The 18,520-nt window shown below is 50.1% G+C and carries 15 protein-coding genes; 2 read left to right on the top strand and 13 right to left on the bottom strand.

Going from position 1 to position 18,520, the window contains the following annotated elements; all coding sequences use genetic code 11:
- Positions 1–46: 46 nt before the first annotated feature.
- The 3 genes from CKV68_RS00740 to CKV68_RS00730 all read right to left on the bottom strand — a co-directional run bounded on the left by CKV68_RS00740 (position 47) and on the right by CKV68_RS00730 (position 5,007).
- Positions 47–952: an ABC transporter substrate-binding protein gene (locus CKV68_RS00740; protein WP_095075406.1), complete on the bottom strand. Its 906-nt coding sequence runs from the start codon at positions 950–952 to the stop codon at positions 47–49.
- A gap of 129 nt (positions 953–1,081) precedes the next feature.
- On the bottom strand, positions 1,082–3,754 hold the full coding sequence (locus CKV68_RS00735) for a bifunctional lysylphosphatidylglycerol flippase/synthetase MprF (RefSeq protein ID WP_373364420.1): 2,673 nt from the start codon (positions 3,752–3,754) through the stop codon (positions 1,082–1,084).
- An 8-nt stretch (positions 3,755–3,762) separates the two neighbouring features.
- Complete coding sequence (locus tag CKV68_RS00730; protein WP_095075404.1) at positions 3,763–5,007, bottom strand: alpha/beta hydrolase; 1,245 nt, start codon at positions 5,005–5,007, stop codon at positions 3,763–3,765.
- A 237-nt stretch (positions 5,008–5,244) separates the two neighbouring features.
- On the opposite strand from CKV68_RS00730, the gene CKV68_RS00725 reads away from it, so the two are divergent.
- Positions 5,245–6,090: a class I SAM-dependent methyltransferase gene (locus tag CKV68_RS00725; protein WP_013911414.1), complete on the top strand. Its 846-nt coding sequence runs from the start codon at positions 5,245–5,247 to the stop codon at positions 6,088–6,090.
- A gap of 93 nt (positions 6,091–6,183) precedes the next feature.
- On the opposite strand, the gene CKV68_RS00720 is transcribed toward CKV68_RS00725, so the two are convergent.
- The 7 genes from CKV68_RS00720 to CKV68_RS00685 form a co-directional block, all read right to left on the bottom strand.
- The gene (locus CKV68_RS00720; RefSeq protein ID WP_013911413.1) at positions 6,184–7,569 is read right to left on the bottom strand and encodes an anaerobic C4-dicarboxylate transporter; all 1,386 of its coding nucleotides are present in this window, start codon (positions 7,567–7,569) and stop codon (positions 6,184–6,186) included.
- A 394-nt stretch (positions 7,570–7,963) separates the two neighbouring features.
- Positions 7,964–9,586, bottom strand: a complete 1,623-nt coding sequence (gene der, locus CKV68_RS00715) for a ribosome biogenesis GTPase Der (protein WP_013911412.1) — start codon at positions 9,584–9,586, stop codon at positions 7,964–7,966.
- Positions 9,576–10,295 carry a (d)CMP kinase gene (cmk, locus tag CKV68_RS00710; RefSeq protein ID WP_013911411.1) on the bottom strand — a complete coding sequence of 240 codons (720 nt, stop codon included), beginning with the start codon at positions 10,293–10,295 and terminating at the stop codon, positions 9,576–9,578. Before cmk ends, der begins: the two co-directional genes overlap by 11 nt.
- 6 nt (positions 10,296–10,301) lie before the next feature.
- On the bottom strand, positions 10,302–11,105 hold the full coding sequence (locus CKV68_RS00705) for a pseudouridine synthase (protein WP_095075403.1): 804 nt from the start codon (positions 11,103–11,105) through the stop codon (positions 10,302–10,304).
- A gap of 373 nt (positions 11,106–11,478) precedes the next feature.
- On the bottom strand, positions 11,479–12,111 hold the full coding sequence (scpB, locus tag CKV68_RS00695) for an SMC-Scp complex subunit ScpB (protein WP_013911409.1): 633 nt from the start codon (positions 12,109–12,111) through the stop codon (positions 11,479–11,481).
- Positions 12,112–12,240: 129 nt separating this feature from the next.
- Positions 12,241–12,930: a dethiobiotin synthase gene (gene bioD, locus CKV68_RS00690; RefSeq protein WP_013911408.1), complete on the bottom strand. Its 690-nt coding sequence runs from the start codon at positions 12,928–12,930 to the stop codon at positions 12,241–12,243.
- Positions 12,931–12,965: 35 nt separating this feature from the next.
- Positions 12,966–14,264: an adenosylmethionine--8-amino-7-oxononanoate transaminase gene (locus tag CKV68_RS00685; protein WP_095075401.1), complete on the bottom strand. Its 1,299-nt coding sequence runs from the start codon at positions 14,262–14,264 to the stop codon at positions 12,966–12,968.
- A gap of 90 nt (positions 14,265–14,354) precedes the next feature.
- On the opposite strand from CKV68_RS00685, the gene CKV68_RS00680 reads away from it, so the two are divergent.
- Positions 14,355–15,860, top strand: coding sequence for a peptide MFS transporter (locus CKV68_RS00680; RefSeq protein WP_095076207.1), 1,506 nt, complete (start codon positions 14,355–14,357; stop codon positions 15,858–15,860).
- Between the two features lie 52 nt (positions 15,861–15,912).
- On the opposite strand, the gene bioD (CKV68_RS00675) is transcribed toward CKV68_RS00680, so the two are convergent.
- The 3 genes from bioD (CKV68_RS00675) to CKV68_RS00665 all read right to left on the bottom strand — a co-directional run bounded on the left by bioD (CKV68_RS00675) (position 15,913) and on the right by CKV68_RS00665 (position 18,364).
- Positions 15,913–16,518: an ATP-dependent dethiobiotin synthetase BioD gene (gene bioD, locus CKV68_RS00675; protein ID WP_014525712.1), complete on the bottom strand. Its 606-nt coding sequence runs from the start codon at positions 16,516–16,518 to the stop codon at positions 15,913–15,915.
- A 147-nt stretch (positions 16,519–16,665) separates the two neighbouring features.
- Positions 16,666–17,484 (bottom strand): segregation and condensation protein A, encoded by an 819-nt coding sequence (locus CKV68_RS00670; protein ID WP_013911404.1) that lies wholly within the window; start codon positions 17,482–17,484, stop codon positions 16,666–16,668.
- Positions 17,485–17,494: 10 nt separating this feature from the next.
- Complete coding sequence (locus tag CKV68_RS00665; protein ID WP_013911403.1) at positions 17,495–18,364, bottom strand: ParA family protein; 870 nt, start codon at positions 18,362–18,364, stop codon at positions 17,495–17,497.
- Positions 18,365–18,520: the final 156 nt, after the last annotated feature.

Raw genomic sequence — 18,520 nt, 5'->3', positions numbered from 1 at the left:
CTTGTAGACGAGCCTCCTGTCTGTTTCTTCTGATACGCAAGCACAACTAGGAGTTAATAATCTGATCCAGCATTGCTTCTGCTGCCAAGGGGCCTCGTGACCGCGACCACGTATCCTGCTCAACATCCACGATGCTACGAACAACCCCCGCATAAGGGCTAGCGCGGAAGCCCTCGATGTCGTTATACAAATACATGACGTCAAGCTTCATTTCAGGCAATTTGTCACCGGTCAGTTCTGCTACGTCAGTCTTGGATTCAATCGCAGATTTTTCCCCATCGAAACCGTAGTCATATCCAGCAGCGGTTAATAGCGAACCGGGGAAGGATTCTTTTACCCATGTATAAAGCGTATTCTTGGACCACCCAATAAGAGCAGTGCGGGTACCGGGTTCTACTTTGTTTTTAGCCGCTCCGATTTTAGATTCAATTCGGCTCCGTACCTCTGCGGCTTTGTCTTCTTTTCCTAGTTTTTTCGCAATGCTGTCCATGGAATCAAGCACATCGATATAGCTAGTGTCCTGGTAAGCCTCAGTAGGAGCAATATTTTTTAGTTGCTCCATGATCCCTGCTTGGCGCGTGGGACTCGCAAGGATAAGGTCAGGCTCGAGGGACTGAATAACTTCTAGATTTGGTTGCTTAGCTTGTCCTACCGATGTGGCATCACCCAATTTTCCTTTAAGGGTTTGGGGTTCTTTTGACTTACCTATTTCCACTATTCCTACCGGTTGCACTCCAAGAGCATAGAGAATTTCCTCATATCTCCAGTCCAACGCAACGACCCGTTTTTCCGACTCTTTTTTCGCGTTTTGGGAACCTTCTGCATTGGAATTCGTGCTACCTGTTGTAGAACACCCTGCCAAGATTAGAGCAACAATAGCCATCATCGCTGCGAGTGCCACAAACAAGGCGTTCCGCAAGGACATACTCAAGAAATTAGGTTTGCTTTGCATACCCTAATACTGCAATGTCTGCGCTTTTTAAGCAAAATTATTTCTCACACTGCCCCACATAACCTTGTTTGTATCCAAGTCTTCCCGACGGAGTCGCCTCGTTCTCCGCCGGGAAGACGGACGCCCCCCTTATGGCATCCTTTGTGCGCGCACCCAGGTAGTAAGCGCAGCACGCGCATCTTTAGCGCTTAGCTGAGGAAGGTAACACTGGGAAACCGCAAGGCCTATCGTCGGTAATGCCAACTCGTCGTCGTAGCACAGATACCAAGCTCGATGCTCCGGATGGAACTTATATTTCGATGCAGCCAGAGATCTAAACCCATACAAAGGCTCGATAGCTTCTCCAGCTTTGTTTAAGGTTGCGTCGAGAAGCGTAGGCATCGTTTGCCCCGATGGTGGCGCAAGAGGCGCCCCTGAAAGGGAAATCCACGAGCAGTCGAGCTCCTTCGCTTTGATCAGCGCTTCAGCCAACAAAAATTCGATGACAGGCCGGAAACCGTTGGCGTCACGACGCATGAAGTCCAAAGTATAACCAGCGAGAATGCCATTTTCGCGAACAGGCAACCAGCTTGTTACTCCATGCACGTGGCCATTTTCATCGACAGCAACAAGCAACTTAGTCTCAGAATCCTTGAGCTCTTCCAGGGTTCCAAGGGTGAATCCCATCTCAGGAAGAGCTTTTTCCGATACCCATTCCTCAGAAAGCACCACAATCCTATTTTGCAGCTCGGGAGAGGCCTCCGCCCAGGAAGTCCACACCGTGCTAATTCCCTCTTTACCAGCTCGATTGCGTGCGGTACGGATATTTTGGAACTTCTTGCCTTTGAACTCAGTGTTAGTGGTGTGCAAGACAGATTCCTCTGCAACGTGCAGTTTTCTAAAACCATCAACCCGGATTTCCTCGGCGAATTCTTCACGAGTGGAATACCATGCGACTCGCCAGCCACGGTCAGATGCGTATGCATTGAACTCTCGTGCAATAGCCAAACGATCTTTCTGATCCAAGACCACCGGCTCACCGAGTGTCACAGCCACCCCTTTGAACAGTCTAAATGCAACAAAACCGCGTGGAAGCTGCTCAGCTGCTGAGTCAGTGTCAGCCGCATCATCGTGCGTATGAGGTGCGGCAAACCAGAAGCTATTTCCATCCCACATGCTCATCCAAGACAGATGATCACCAGAACCTTTACGCAAAATCTTGCGCGCTGTGCTGATATCTGATGCGTCATGACCAGTCGCTGGGATACTCATAATGAGCCGGTAAAGGGCGAACAACGTCACCATCCAGAACACCGCACCTACCCATTGATAAAGAATCCATGCAAGTTGGCTTTCTGGATACAACACATGTTCCAGCACCAAAGCTAAGGCCGGAGGCAAGTATCTACTCGGCAATTCATAAAAGGCGTAAAGCAGCGAGTCCAAGGAATTAAAGCTATCTGCCAAATAATAAACGCCGATGACCCACGCCAGAGCCGTGATCACAAAAGTGGCCAAGATCAACGAGATATTCCGTATAACCTCTTTGCGTTCCACGTTGACAAAGAACAACCGTCGGCTAACACCAAGGGCCAACAACGTAATCATCCACGGCAACATAACTTCGAAGAAGTTGACCGTGAAAATGAGTGAGTCGCCACGCTCATCGGTAATCGCGATAAGCTGAACTGCAATCGCAAAAAGCGACAAACACTGCAATACCAGAGATAAGCCCCAAGCTACTCGACGTCCACGAATCAGCCCAATACAGAAAATAAGCTGTGCAATAACCGGGGCCAAATTAGCAAAAATAGCCGCAAACCCCGTTTGCCGGGCCAAAGTCAGTGCATCTATGCACTCTGGCGATGAGTAATCTGGTGCGCATATCTCTGCAACCTCAGCTGAGGAGATTTGTGGTTGCCACATCAAACTAGTCACCATGGAAAAAGGCCCATGTGCATGAGGGTTAAAAGCAACTACAACAGGTCCCACTGCCACGCTCATGCAGAGCACCGCTACTAGAATACGAGACTCTCTCAGTGAGGGGCGTCGAAAAGCTACTTTTATTTTGTGGTATTTTTTGCCTCCGAGCTGGACGGCTCCGACGACAGTACCGACAACAGTAGCCACCGTTGCTACCGAATCCGACAACGTTCCGGAAAACAGCACTAGCGTAAAAGACAAGGAAAAAAGCACCAACCGAAGGCGCCGTCTCCACAATGTAGACATCGAGGAAGAAGCAACAGCTGCAGCGCCAAAAATCCAACCTGTTGGGCTAAGCAATGTCTCATTGAGTAGATCATTACCCCATTGGTTAAGCCCTAAAGTCTCAATAAAGCGGGCACTGAGTATCCCTAGAGGAATAGAAATCCCATTCATTACTCCTGCCGCAACCAGGAATCGTGTTGATCCAAGAACGAGTTCAGCAGGAACAGCTAAACAGAGAATCCCAAGGGTTGCCAGCACTGCAGACTGATGCGAACCAACGGTAAGACCAGCGGTAAGAAGATGCCACGATGGCAGCTTTTCTGATGAATTCAGCCCAAGCATCCCACGCGGATGGTCAACACTTGCGTAGAGAATCCATAGCAGAGCAAGCAACAAAAATGAGATCGGAACTCGCCTGATAATGCTTTTCCCTGAGGAGACTATAGGAAAAAGTATCCGTCGAATCGATGTAATAGGAAGCCAAGCAACTCGCGTTGTAGCCAGATAGTTACGCACTACTCGGATGGAGAATTTCTCAGAAGTAGTACCGAGGTCGGCATCAGGCTCACCAACTTTTATATCTCCGTTAGTGCGTTCTGTGGTTATATCCGTCATTGATGGCACTAGCTAAGGCCCCCTCGTTGAGCGATCCAATCGAAATGTTGCGCAATAGCATTCCGCCACGTCTTAAAGTCGTGGCCACCTTCCACTGTAAAATACTCCGTCTTCATTCCAGCCTTCACAGCAAGATCGTTAAGATGAGTCAGTTCTTTTTGCGCTAACGGGTCTCCCTGCCCGGCGACAAAGCGTCCAGGGATTCCGTCGTAACGCTTCGTGCGCAATAACTGTTCGGGGTTGACGGCCTGGAAAGCTGCCTCATTTCCCCCAAAGAATTGTTTAACAGTGTCCCCGTGATTACCTACGGTAGGTTCTGCTTGGCCCGACATGTTCAGAAACGCCCCATAAGAATCTGGATGATTAGTCATGATCTGGAGACTGCAGGTTCCGCCATAACTCAATCCGCCAATAGTCCACGTTTTTTGATCTTCATTAACCCTAAATTTTTGTTTAATCAAGGCTGGCACGTCTCGGCTTATATACGTCATCACCTTATGCTGCGGACCATCCACACAAATAGGGTTCCCCGTGAACGTAGCAGTGCCATCTACGCTGATCACGATAGGTGCCACGCCGCCATGAGTCTTTTGATAGTGATCCGCTACCCTGCCAACTTGCCCCGATTCAAACCAGTCTGAAGGTTGCCCCGGATTTCCCGCCATCAAAACCAAAACTGGAAGACGTGTTTCCGGCTGAGACCAATATGCCGGAGGAACATAGGCTATGGCGTCTCGCGCTGGGAAGCCTGAGCTAGTCCCAGCCAAAGGCACAGTCACAATCGCACCAGTGTCCCCGGAGCTATCCGACGGCGCTTGCCGCGTGGCGTTGAACTCATCAAAGTTCATTTCTTTTGCCACAGGTTGTGGATTGAGCGAAGCCACATCTGGGTATGTTTGATAATGAATATTTGTTACTCCAGCGGCGCATACTGCGGCAATAAGAACAGCTATAGCTGTAATGATTCGCGTCCCAGAATGCGTGAGAATGCAAAGAAACACAAAGATAACAATGCCCCAGGCCACGTATACATTGGTGGGAACAGCATCTGGGAAAGGCTTCCATACGACTTCAATAAAGTATTTGCCCACAAGCACAGTCAAAACTGAGGTTACTGCCCATATCATCGAAACGACCATAATTCGTTTCGTTTTCAGGCCCCTCAGGACTATCAAAAGCGCAATAACGCCACACCCATAAATCAACCAGTTCACGGGCGGATCTGTGAGGCTTATGTCTTTAAGAAATTGCATACAGAGATCTCAATCATCCTCAGGCTTAAAGCAAGCCTTATCTAGGCTTTCAGAACGAACTAACACTACACCGCTTTTATTAAATATATGCACTGGAAAACACATGTTCCCACTACATCTCCCGCGTAATCGAGTGCACTTGTTCACAAATATCAAACTGTGATGTGAGCGAAAGAGCCCCCAAAAGGCCATTATTTTATAGGTATCACCATAGTCACCCACTACGATAAGTAAGCGATGTGCGAAAACCAATCTAGCTTCCGAAGCTCACATACCGTGTCTCAGGCCTTTGTTCCGCCGCCTAACGCACCTCCCGTTTCTCAACGAGATACTCCCAAATTTCATAGTCGCGAGCATCGCAATCTTTCAGCTCGCGCTTTTGAATCAGGAGCATACGACTACCACAAAGCTCGCCCCTCCTACCCCACCCACGTTCTTGACATGTTAGAGGTTTCTGCCAACGCGAAGCTTCTCGACGTAGGCTGCGGCACCGGCAAGCTCACCGAACAACTTAAAGAGCGCGGCCACCATGTCTTCGCCCTTGACCCCAGCGAAGACATGGTACGAACCCTACAAAGTCATCTTGAGGTCCCCACATGGATCGCTACCGCGGAGCAGACTTCCGCAGCAAGTGGCACTTTTGATGCAATCACATGCGCCCAGACATGGCATTGGCTTGATGCAGGCCTAGCTTCCAAGGAATTCGATAGAATCACGAGCACATCGGGTCAAGTACTACTCGTATGGAATACCTTGGATGTCTCTGTCCCTTGGGTTCATCGGTTGTCCCGCATTATGCACTCTGGAGATACGCTGAAAGAGGGCTTCATACCTACTTTTTGCGATCCCTGGTTTATTAAAAAAGAAGTGCGCCTCACATGGTCCCAGCCTATGAGCGTTCCGTCCATCCACCTGCTTACCCATACGCGCTCTTATTGGCTCAGATCTTCAGAAAAAACCCGAGAGAAAGTAACCGCCAATCTTTCCTGGTATCTCAACGAACACCTTGGTTTTTCAGACACAGACCTCATAGAGCTTCCATATCGATGCGATGCCTTTTTATTGTCCAAAAAACATAGGTAACAAACACAGTTTCCCTGTGAATACAGAAAGTCCAGCACCGCTTAGTTAAAATGGATGCTGGACTTTTGCGCTAAACCATACGTCTTAAGCTGATTAGAGCAAAATTTGGGCCAAGAGTGTACCTACTACACAGGACGTAATCACGCAGATAAAGCCTGGAATGATAAACGAATGGTTGATCACGAACTTACCAATACGCGTGGTGCCGGTCTTATCAAATCCGATACAAGCGAGATCCGACGGATAGGTAGGCAAAATAAAGTAGCCATAAGCAGCGCCAATAAAGCCAATGACAGTTTCTGGGCTCACACCCAACTTCAAACCAAGCGGAACAATGGCCACGATTGCCGCGCCTTGAGAGTTAACTAGCTTAGAAACAATCAACAGAACAACCGCATATGCCCAGGCATGATTTTGTACCACGCCGCTGAGTCCTTCAACGAGTTTATCCAGGTGCGCTTGGAAGAACGTATCGGCCATCCATGCCACGCCAAACACTGAGAAAACCGCGGTCATACCGGCTTTAAAGACAGTCGTCGAAGCAACTTTTCCAGCATCTGCTTTGCAGAACAACATGATGCAAGCTCCAGCGACAAGCATGATCATCTGGATGACCAGATTCATCGACAGTGCTTTCAAATCACCGTTCTTATCCGGGAAGCTTGGACGTAGCCACTCCGCGGCGCCAAGGATCACCACAAGGACAATCGCAGCAAGGAAGATGTAGGTAGCTCGGTAAGCACTTGGCTCAAATTTCTGGCCAATAAGCGAGTGCGAGTCACCGTAAACCGCTTCTTTAAAAGCTGGATCTTTGAGGCGCTCCTGGAATTCCTCGTCCTTATCCAAGTCCTTACCACGGCGCAAAGACCATAGCGCGGCGACAAGAACACCGCTTAACGACGCAGGTAGCGCAACGGCAAGAATCTGAGGGATGGAGAAAGCTGCGCCTGTCACTCCCGCATTTTCAGCAAGAATTGATGCGAGAGACACCATAGCCACAGACACTGGCGATGCCGTGATACCCATCTGTGCTGCCGTAGAAGAAACCGCCATGGGGCGTTCTGGGCGGATGTTGGTCTTCACTGCGATGTCTTCAATAATCGGGAACATCGTGTACACAACATGTCCCGTTCCACATAAGACAGTCAGGGTCCACGTGGTGATAGGGGCCAAAATCGTGATGCGTTCAGGATGTTTACGCAAGATTCGCTCAGCAAACTGCATCATCACGTCCAGGCCTTTTGCCTGCTGCAACGTCGCTGCGCATCCAATCACAGCGATGATCGTCAGCATCACAGATACCGGCGGATCCCCAGGCTTAAGGCCAAAGACGAACGTCAGGATAAGAAGACCGATACCTGAAATTAAGCCTAATCCCATACCGCCATATCGTGTTCCCAGCACGAGGCAGGCGAGAATGAGGATTACTTGGATACTAGTGGCAAACCCCGACATCGGATCGAGGATTGTTGCGAGCATGGATGCTCCTTTCAGCGAAGAACAGACTAGTTTTGTCTCCCAAGGAGAGTCTCAGTCGTTGTCGATCACAGCTTAAAACGCATCAGAATACGTCACAAAACCAATAGATAGAGACATATTTCACTGTCTTTCAATTTTGCAATGCCGCACCTAGCAATCCAACTGCGACAATAAAAAAACACTGCAAGGACCCGCCAAAATATCCACAAAAAGTCATATTTTCCAAAGGCAAACAGCACGGTATGCAATTTTCACCAATCAGAATTATGCAAATTATTCACTTAACTCATGACCACTACCCCCGCCTTGAGGTATTCAATTATTGTGTAAAGCAAAAAATATGAGGCTATATCTCGCCAGGAGAATATAGTCTCATATCTGAACTACAGCAGTATTATTTTTGGGATCGCCTCTCGCGCACCCTCACAGCAATTTTTACCGGAGTTCCTTCAAATCCAAATGACTCTCGGAATTTGCGTTCCAGATAACGGCGATAACCGGCGTCCAAGAATCCGGTTGTAAACAGCACAATCGTCGGAGGCTGAGTAGTCGCCTGGGTAGCAAACAAGACGCGTGGGACTCGACCGCCCTTCATTGGCGGAGGATTCTGTGCAATAGTCGCACGCAACCAGGTGTTGAGCTGACCGGTACTTACGCGTTTATCCCAGTTTTCTAGAGCCTCGAGCATATACGGCTCTAGCTTTTGCAAAGCACGACCAGTTTTTGCCGAAATATTAACGCGCTTGACCCATGGGATATGAGCCAACTGCTGATCGATTTCTCGATCCAACTCCCACCGACGATCCTCGTCCATCAAATCCCATTTATTAAAGACCAGCACTAAAGCTTTGCCAGATTCAAGAATCATCGCCAAAACCCGCTGATCCTGCTCTGATACCGGCTCCGAGGAGTCGATCATGAATACGCAGACCTCTGCAGCATCAATGACGCCACGTGTGCGCAACGACGCATAATATTCATGACCCTGAGCATTCTTAACTTTTTTGCGGAGACCAGCAGTATCAATAAACTTCCATAGCTTCTGGTCCAGCTGTACCAGCGAGTCAACGGGATCAACAGTGGTTCCAGAGGCATTATCTACAACCGAACGGTCTTCACCAGAGATCTTGTTCAGCAGCGAAGACTTACCAACGTTTGGTTTACCGACCAAAGCGACACGGCGTGGTCCCTCCACAATCGAAGCCGACCTCGGCTCTTCTGGGAACGCAGCCAGCACTTGTTCCAGAACATCAGCACCACCACGACCATGTTGCGCGGACACTGGCCACGGATCCCCTAGCCCCAAAGCGTAGAACTCTGCCATATCCGCATACTGGCTATCAGAATCGAACTTATTGGCCACAAGTATGACCGGAACCTCAGCGCGCTGCAGTTTACGAGCCATTACAGAGTCAGTTTCTGTGATGCCGACCTTGGTGTCTACCACCATGATAATAACGTCAGCCGTCGCCATGGCTACTTCTGCCTGTCGAGCAATCGCTCCATGGATGCCTTTTACGTTAGGATCCCACCCGCCGGTATCTTGAACCCAGAATCGCTGACCGCCCCAGTCCGCTAGGTAGGAAACTCGGTCTCGGGTAACCCCTGGGAAATCCTCAACGACTGCTTCTCGACGCCCCAAGAAGCGATTAACCAGAGAAGATTTTCCTACATTCGGACGTCCGACAATGGCGACGGTGCAGAGGTTCTCGCGAGTAACGCCTTCGGCATCAATGCCAAAGCTCCGCTCGAGCTCTTCCCAGTCTTCCTCGTCGTAGTCTTCTCCAAAATCAGGCTCAGCAAACTCCGATTCATCAAAAACAAAGTTTCCCGATTCATCCTTTGAGAACTCAAAGTTGTAATCGTTGTGATCAAAATCAGAGGCTGCGTAGCCGCCACCCGGGACCACTACGTCTTCTTCAGTGAAAACCTCAGCCGCATCCATCTCTCCATGTGGAGTGTGATAAACAAACGTTGTCTCATTATTTTCTTCTTGAGAAATGCGTTTATCGCTCATTGGTATTCCTTTCAGAAGAGCGTTCGATGAGAGTGACTAATGTTTCGATCACTTGCTCAAGGGAAAGTTCAGAAGAGTCTACGATCACTGCGTCGGTGGCAGGTCGGAGTGGATCGACGGCGCGGGTTGAATCAATATAATCCCGTTTTTTTACGTCTTTTAAAACATCTTCAAAAATGACTTCACGGCCAGCGGCCCGATCCTGTTCAAAGCGCCGAGTAGCTCGCACTTCTGGAGAAGCAGTAAGGAAAATCTTTACCGGTGCATCCACTAAAACATTTGTACCGATATCGCGCCCATCAAGGATGCAGCGTCGTGCAGTAGAAGCTAAACGACGCTGCAGCGCAACCAAATTAGTACGGACCGCAGTATTGGCTGAAACAGCAGAAACATTCTGTGTAACCTCAGCACTACGAATTTCCGAAGCAACATCTTCTCCATCAAGCATGACGCTGTGGGAAGCAGGGTCATCGTTGATCGTCAAAGGAAGTTTTTCAGTCGCTTTCGCCACTGCCTCATGATCATTAGGGTCAATATTCTGCCGCAGAACATGCAGCGTGGCCACGCGATACATAGCACCAGTATCTAAATACTGGGCTCCGAGCCTAGCCGCAATCGCACGGCAGACCGTTGATTTTCCAGCGCCGGATGGACCGTCGATAGCAACGATCAGCCCGTTCCCCGGCATATTAGAGAGCTGTTTATCCATCAAGTTTTACATCCCTACAGCTTTATAAAGGCTCGCAAGCTCGCTGCTGTTCAGTGCCCGCACTGCACCTGGTGTTTGTTCACCTAACTGAATGGTATGGATCTTGGTGCGTACGAGCCTCTCTACCGGGAAACCAGCTGTCTTTAGCATCCGACGAACAATGTGCTTCCGGCCTTCATGCAGCTCAATACGGATAAGAGACTTGCCCTGGTGGGTATCCACAATCTGCACAAAATCAGCCTTTGCAGGGCCGTCGTCTAGCTCAATGCCATCACGCAACTGCTTTACCAGGCGTTTGTCGGCCTCACCTAACACGGTAGCCAAATAGGTTTTGGCCACTTCATACTTGGGATGCATCAGACGGTTGGCTAGTTCTCCGTCATTGGTAAGAAGCAGAAGCCCCTCTGTCGCAGCGTCAAGGCGACCCACATGAAATAAGCGCTGACCAGCAGCGATTCTTTCACCGACGATGTCGCCAACGCATGGTCGTCCCATGTCGTCGCTCATAGTAGATTGCAAACCACGTGGCTTATTGAGCACAAAGTACTGCATGTCTTCATTAACATTGATGCGAACGCCATCAACCCTAATAATGTCCGCATTAGGGTTGACACGAACGCCCTGGGTCAACACGATCTTTCCGTTGACCTCGACGCGACCAGAGTCAATGAGTATTTCTGCATGACGACGCGAAGCTACACCAGCTTGCGCAAGCACCTTCTGCAGGCGAACACCTTCTCCGGTTGCAACCCCGGTATCACGGTGCTCAACATTTTGCCGCTTAGCCGGGCGAGCATTGGACAGAAGCATTTCTGAAGGACGTTCTTTCTTCTGCTTCTGTGGGCGCGCCTTTTTAGTGGTTTCTACCGGTTTATTATTCCGACGAAATCCATAAGAGTCGCGAGTGTTTTCCCCGGTGCGAGGGCTCTCAGAGCCTCGGGTACGTCCCCCTTGTGCAGCGCGATTACCGTTTGTTCGGCTGCTTGTTTCTGTGCGCTTGGGGCTTTCGCCGCGCCTGCCACGGTTGTCTTCGCGGCCCCGACGGGCTCTATCCGGTGTGCCATCTCGGCGAGCGGTTCGTGTCACGATACGTCCTATCGTTAGAAATTGTATGCGGTTATAAAGCACTGGCCACCTTAGCCGAATAACTCGAGACTAGCTAATCTTGGCGTTGCCTGAAGCTCTAAAGAAGCTCATCAATACTGTCCATATCAGGAAGAAGAGGGGCTAATTCTGGTAAACGGTCAAGAGAATCGATACCTAGAAGTTCTAGAAAAAGCTCCGTTGTCTCATAATGGTGAGCGTTGCCGGTTTCAGCAGTATCACCACCCATATCGACTTCTCTAATGAGCCCGCGTAATTGTAGAGTCCGCATTACTCCGTCCACGTTAACGCCTCGCACTGCCGATACTTGAGCACGCGTCGCAGGTTGTCGATAAGCTACGACCGCCAGCGTTTCCAGAGCAGCTCGTGACAGCCGCGACTGAGTTCCATCCAATAAAAACTTCTCTACGACTTCCGCGTTTTCTCGAACAGAATATAAACGCCATCCCTCTTCAGACTCACGCAATTCCATTCCGCTGCCCCTATGACGAAATTCCGTAGATATCTCTTGAATAGTCTCCTGCACCATCGCAGAATCAACGTTAAGCGCCCGCGACAAAGCTTCCACGCTCACGGGGGAATCAACGACTAAAAGGATTGATTCGATACGAGAACGCAGCTGAGGGATTAGCCCAAATCCACCCTCTCGATGAGCGAAAGAAGCAGCCAAAGCATCATCTGTTCCAGTATTTTCCGAATATTCGGTGCTCATATCTGCCTCTTTTGTTGATCCAGTGGATGTCTTTCTCAAGCCGGTACCGCACCTGCTCTTTTCTCTCCACCACATTAATCTGCTGCTGGCTAATCCGACGGGAGAAATCATACAAGCATGTGCAGCTGCCTAAACATTCTGTTGTGAAAGCCTCGAACGCAAGTCCGGCAACCCCAGTGAGGAGACAACCTGGGCAAACTCTTCGGGAGACATTCTTCCTGCACCTTCTGGAAGACATGCCCACAAGGGCACACCTGTCACGGCGCTCATCTCATCCAGGTTAAGTCGAGTAGCTAAATCCGGTTGTGCAGGTAAGCTTCCGCCAATAAGTCCAGCAACATGCAGTCCTCGACGTCGAGCTGCTTCAACAGTAAGCTCCGCCATGTTGAGCGACCCCAAGCTAAGACTCGTAACCACAACAAGGGGTGCTCCTAGCGCTACGGCCACGTCTGCCAGCGTGATCTCATCCGCAAGTCGGACCAATAGTCCGCCAGCGCCTTCTACAAGAACAAGCCGATGTGGCGCGTCGAGATCCCTAATCTTGTCCACCAACACATCAAGATCCAGTTGGTGCATCCCCGCTCGCTTAGCCGCAAGATTAGGTGCCAAGGGCTCCGGATAACGTACAAATTCAATTCCAGCCACACCGGCCAGTTTTTCTACGGTTTCTATGTCTCCGCTTCCCAGTGGTTCACCGGTCTGAACTGGTTTGACGGGAACCACCTCGAAGCCCAAGGTCGCTGCGTGCAAGGCGAGAGCCGCAGTTGCGATGGTTTTTCCGACATCAGTATTTGTTCCTGTAATAGCTAGGATGGGCATGATACTCCAATTCTGTGAAAACTAAGCGAGTACTTCTAGGCACACAAGCGACGCTGTTCAGCGCTGACCACGGCTGTGACGGCCTCGCAGATGCTATCGATGTGTCTATCGGTAGCTATAAACGGAGGCATCGTATAGACCAGACGCCCGAATGGTCTCAACCACACTCCTGCAGCTACTGCGGTTTCCGTAGCCACTCGCATATCCACTGGTTCTTTCATCTCCACCACTCCAATTGCACCGAGCACACGGACATCGGCAACGGTAGGAGATCCTTTCAGTGGCGAGAGTCCCTTAAGAAGCCCTTGCTCAATCTCTGGGACTCGTTTCCGCCATGTCCCCTCAATCACCAGTTCAAGGGCGGCGGAAGCAACTGAACAAGCCAAAGGATTAGCCATAAAAGTTGGCCCGTGCATCAACGCACCCCCACCGCCTGGTGTGTTAATCGCTGCGGCAATCCGCTCTGTTGTGATCGTTGCAGCCAAGGACATGAATCCTCCGGTCAGGGCCTTGCCAACACACAAAATATCCGGAGTAGCACCCGCACCCGTCGTGGCAAATATTTCTCCAGTCCGACCAAAGCCAGTAGCTATTTCATCAGCGATAAAAACCAGGTCGTGCCTATCGCAAATATCGCGGATACCTCGGATCAGGGACTCATCATGGAAACGCATCCCTCCAGCGCCCTGCACTATAGGCTCAATAATAATCCCAGCTGTCGAACTATTGACATGAGATTCTAGAGTGTCCAGATACTGCTCAACGTTGCTTCTCGACGCCCCACGCATTGGCGGAGCTGGTACAAAGTCATTGGAAGCAACCCTATCTGCCCACATTGAGTGCATTCCTCCGGTGGGATCGCACACACTCATTGTTGCGAAGGTATCACCATGGTAACCACCCCGCCACGTAAGCAAACGATGACGTTCTGGATGCCCGATGCCTCGCTGGTATTGGTACGCCATCTTCATGGCCACTTCTACCGCGACAGACCCAGAGTCTGAAAAGAAGACCTTTTCTAACCCCTCATCAGTAATGCTTACCAGCTTCTGAGCGAGATCGATTGCAGGCGAATGTGTGATCCCGCCAAACATCACATGACTCATTGTCTCAATCTGTTGATGCGCCACTTCCTTGAGCTTTGGGTGTCCATGCCCAAAAGCTGCTGCCCACCAGGAGCTCATGGCGTCGATAAGCTTAGAACCATCGCTTAGCGTGAGATAAACGCCTTCTGTGGACGTAACAAGCTGCGGCGCTATAGGCGCTGGCATCGCACTATATGGGTGCCAAATATGGTCTTGGTCAAAGTGAACTTGCTGCTCGAATGGATTCACAGTCCCACGCTTCTCGTCTGGATTTAGAGTTTGAGAACAAAAATCAATTTTTTTGCGTTTAACACCATTTTCTGGGCGTTACACGTCATAATGCATATTATGACCCATCTTGAACAACGTTCAACTGTGCATAAAAGTGACTTTTGGCATCACCCCATCGTGGTTCGCTCGATTATCAGCATCGAAGCCTGGGAACGTTTCAGCTTTTATGGCATGCAGGCCATCCTTGGTTACTACCTGTATTACACAACCAGTAACGGCGGACTAGGCTTAGCAAAACCCGAGGCCACTGCACTTATCGGGGCCTACGGTGCCCTTGTTTACCTGTGCACCTTTGCAGGAGGATGGGTGGGTGACAGAGTCCTAGGCGCAGAAAAAACCCTTTTCCTAGGAGCATCGCTTCTTGTCATCGGACACCTAATACTGTCCCTAATCCACCCCATCCCGGGGCTAGCAACTGGTTTAACACTCATAGCGCTAGGGTCAGGATTTTTAAAAACAGCGGCAATTACAGTTCTTGGGACTGTCTACAGGCAAGACTCCCACAGCGACGCACAGCGCGAGACCGGATTCCAATTCTTCTACCTAGGAATTCAAGTAGCGGCAGTAGCAGGACCACTGCTTACAGGATGGCTAGCACTTACCTACTCCTTCCACGCGGGTTTCCTAGCTGCGGCTCTCCTCATGATTATCGGTATGGGAGTATATGTGGCTCTACGAAGCCGTGCGCTAGAAGAAATGAGTGAAGAATCCCGACAATCTGTGCAATCTCCAGCGCATCCGGTGACTAGACGGACAGCACTCACGATCACGTCTTTGGGGATATTGGCCCTCATAGTGGTGGTGCTTGCTATAGCCATGGGGGTCTTCGCAGCAGCTTCGCTTGCCCATTTTCTTCTCGGCATTACTATCACCGCAGCTATTTTCCTTATGGTTACTATGTTCCGCTCCCCGCATACCACCCGGCAGGAACGCCACAGCATTCTTCATTACGTCCCCATCTTCTGTGCTTCGGTGGCTTTCTGGGCCATTATGAATCAGACATATGGTGTTCTAGCCGTGTACTCCGATGTTCGGCTCAATCGCACGATTGCTGGCTTTGAATTCCCCGCTGCGTGGACGCAGTCACTGAATCCTATCTTCGTTCTTACGCTTTCCATTCCCCTCGCTTACCTGTGGGCAAAGCTTGGATCCCGAGGTCCCACGGCAGCTACCAAAATCTCTATCGGCGTTATCGTCGGAGGTTCCGGTTTCCTTGTACTCATCCCCTTTGCGGGCGGTGGACCCAATTCCACGCCGCTTCTCGTACTTGCTTTGAGCATCCTCATCACCGCAATAGGCGAGTTATTCGCAGGTCCTATAGGAATGGCAGCCACAGCAAAGCATGCACCGACCTCCTATCGCACCCAATTTTCCGCGCTGTACTTCCTTACGATGTCCATAGGAACCGCGCTTGCCGGAAGTATCTCCGCCTACTATGACTCGGAATCTGCCTCCGCCGAGAGGATCTACTTCTTTGCGTGTGGATCCTTGGCAATATGCATCGGGTTATGCACGTGGGTGGCCGCGCACAAACTTTCAAAAGTGACGCCCTAATAGGGATTGTGCTCGATAACTTCCTCGCACATTTTGTTCAATGGTTCCGTGTTTACCAATCTTTAGGAAGAAAAATCGTTGAAAGTGCCTGGGCAAACTGCTCAGATCCCAAAGAACCAACACCGTCGTTGAGACTTCCCAAAAATGGCACGCCTGTTGCACGGGATACTTCCACAAGAGTCAAACGCGTGCGCAGATCAGCTCCCGAAGGCAATTTCCCGCCCAATAGGCCAGCCACACGAGCACCACAAGCACGCGCAAAAGCCACCGCTTGCACGGCAAGCCCCACTGCCCCCGCGGCCATTCCTGAAACCACGATCATGGGGGCATTTAACTCTGCGGCAATATCTGCAATCGTTTTACCGTTTAATAACGGAACGCTAAGCCCGCCAGAACCTTCAAGCACCACGGTAACTCCCGTGTCTGAAAGTTCCCGAACTTTTGCCAGCGGATCTTCTTCAGAAGAAAAATCTTCGCCGCGAATACCTGTGAGCTTTTCGATTGTGCCAATATCCGCTCCAGCAACTGACGTTCCTAAGCGAGCGACTTTAACGGGAACAACGTCTCTCCCCTTTTCCCGAAGAATCTGAACGATCGCTGCCGTCGCGGTGGTTTTGCCTACACCTGTAGCCAATCCAGATACCACAACTACGCTCACGAGTTTTATCCCTCTCGCCGACACTAATAAGCAAATACTCGTTTCCCGATAGTAATCGTTCGCCAGAAACTAGCCATTACTACCCCCGTCGCAGTAACTCTTGAGCTTTAGCGGCACGCTAAAAAAACTTGGTTTGTTCCTCAATAACTATTCCCAGTTGCTTGACGCAACTACCGCAGGGTCCACTTCTAGTCCAGTCCATGCCACTGACAATTCAGCTAAAGATTCCTCTTGTACAACACTCACTGCTTGAGCTTTGTAAAGTTCTAAAAGAGCTAAGAATCTTCCCACTATGTGCATCGAAGCTGTGCAATCTTGCGTCAAAGTAAGAAAGGAAACCCATTCGTCTTTACCTGCTACACGCAACGTATCCAGAATTTTTCCTGCTTGTTCAGGCACAGAGACAGCTACTTGATGAATGTGCTCCGTGGCAACGGTCTCTGGCGGTTTAGGCCTAAAAACACTTGCCGCAAGCTGGCTAAAAGTGTCAGGAGTATGTCCCAGAACTACCGGGGGCAGTAAACTAGCAAATTGTTCCTCCATAGCAACTGCCCGTGGAAATCTACGACGTGCATCCCGCTGCCACGACGCAAAAATATCGGCGACTTGTTTATACGCCTGGTATTGCAATAATCGCGCAAAAAGAAGATCACGAGATTCCAAGAGCGCTAGGTCTTCTTCGCTCTCCATTTCGCCCCTAGGAAGAAGACGGGCGGTCTTCAGGTCTAATAACGTGGCCGCAACCACCAAAAATTCAGTTACCTCATCAAGCTCAGAATACTCTCCAAGTTGGCGAGTGTATGCAACAAATTCATCCGTTACCTTAGATAATGCAACGTCGGTCACATCCATCTTTTTAGCACTGATCAGTTGCAGAAGAAGATCAAAGGGGCCTTCAAAATTGTTGAGGACAATCCTAAAACCAGTAATTTCTGGTTGATTATCCGGGATACGTGATGCCGCCACGTTCTAAGTGCTAGCTTGTGCGCTCGATGACTTCACGAGCAAGCTGCCGGTACTGTTGGGCCCCTTGTGAGCTCGGAGCCCAAGTAATGATGGGCTCACCAGCCACAGAAGTCTCTGGGAACCGAACCGTCCGGGTAATCACGGTGTCAAAGACGCGATCATCGAAAACTTCCACGACCCGTGACATTACCTCGCGAGCATGCGTGGTGCGTCGATCGAACATTGTGACCAAGATGCCCACGATGTCCAGGTTAAAGTTAAGACGGTCGCGCACTTTTTCTACAGTATCGGTAAGCAAAGCAAGCCCGCGCAACGAGAAATACTCGCATTCCATAGGAATAATCACGCCATGGGAACAGGTCAACGCATTAACCGTCAGAAGTCCCAAAGATGGCTGGCAATCCAAAATGATGTAGTCATAATCCTTCACCACAGGGCGCAAAGCGCGAGCTAGCGTTTGTTCCCTACCAACCTCATTGACAAGTTGAATCTCCGCCGCGGACAGATCAATATTCGCCGGAACTAAGTCAAGACCAGGAATGGATGTGTGGTGAATCGCCTGGTGAATCGATGTATGTTTGTCTACCAAGAGGTTGTAAACCGTAATATCTAGTTCCTCATACGGAATACTCAATCCCGCAGATAAAGCCCCCTGCGGGTCAAGGTCTACGAGTAGAACTTTTCGCCCTAGTTCAGCCAGGCAAGCACCCAGGTTGATTGTGGAAGTAGTCTTGCCCACGCCGCCTTTTTGGTTGCACATGGAAATAATCTTGGCGGGTCCATGTTTTTGCAAAGGCGTGGGATCAGGAAACTCTTGGAGCGGACGCCCAGTGAGCCCCATTTTCGAGTCTGATGTATCGAACAGTCCCGAATCACTCATGTCTATTCCACTTCCTTGACAGTCGACGACTCTTACTTCCCGTTCTCACCCCACCATATGCCCCAACGTCAGTCGGGCTTTATCATCCTCGGCGAGACTACAACCTAAATTACACTGTTGATATTAACCGTCTGAAGAAAGTTCTTGTGTAACCTC

This window comes from Corynebacterium ulcerans, assembly GCF_900187135.1.
GTDB classification, from domain to species: Bacteria; Actinomycetota; Actinomycetes; order Mycobacteriales; family Mycobacteriaceae; genus Corynebacterium; species Corynebacterium ulcerans.
This window is presented reverse-complemented; position numbering and strand designations above follow the sequence as displayed.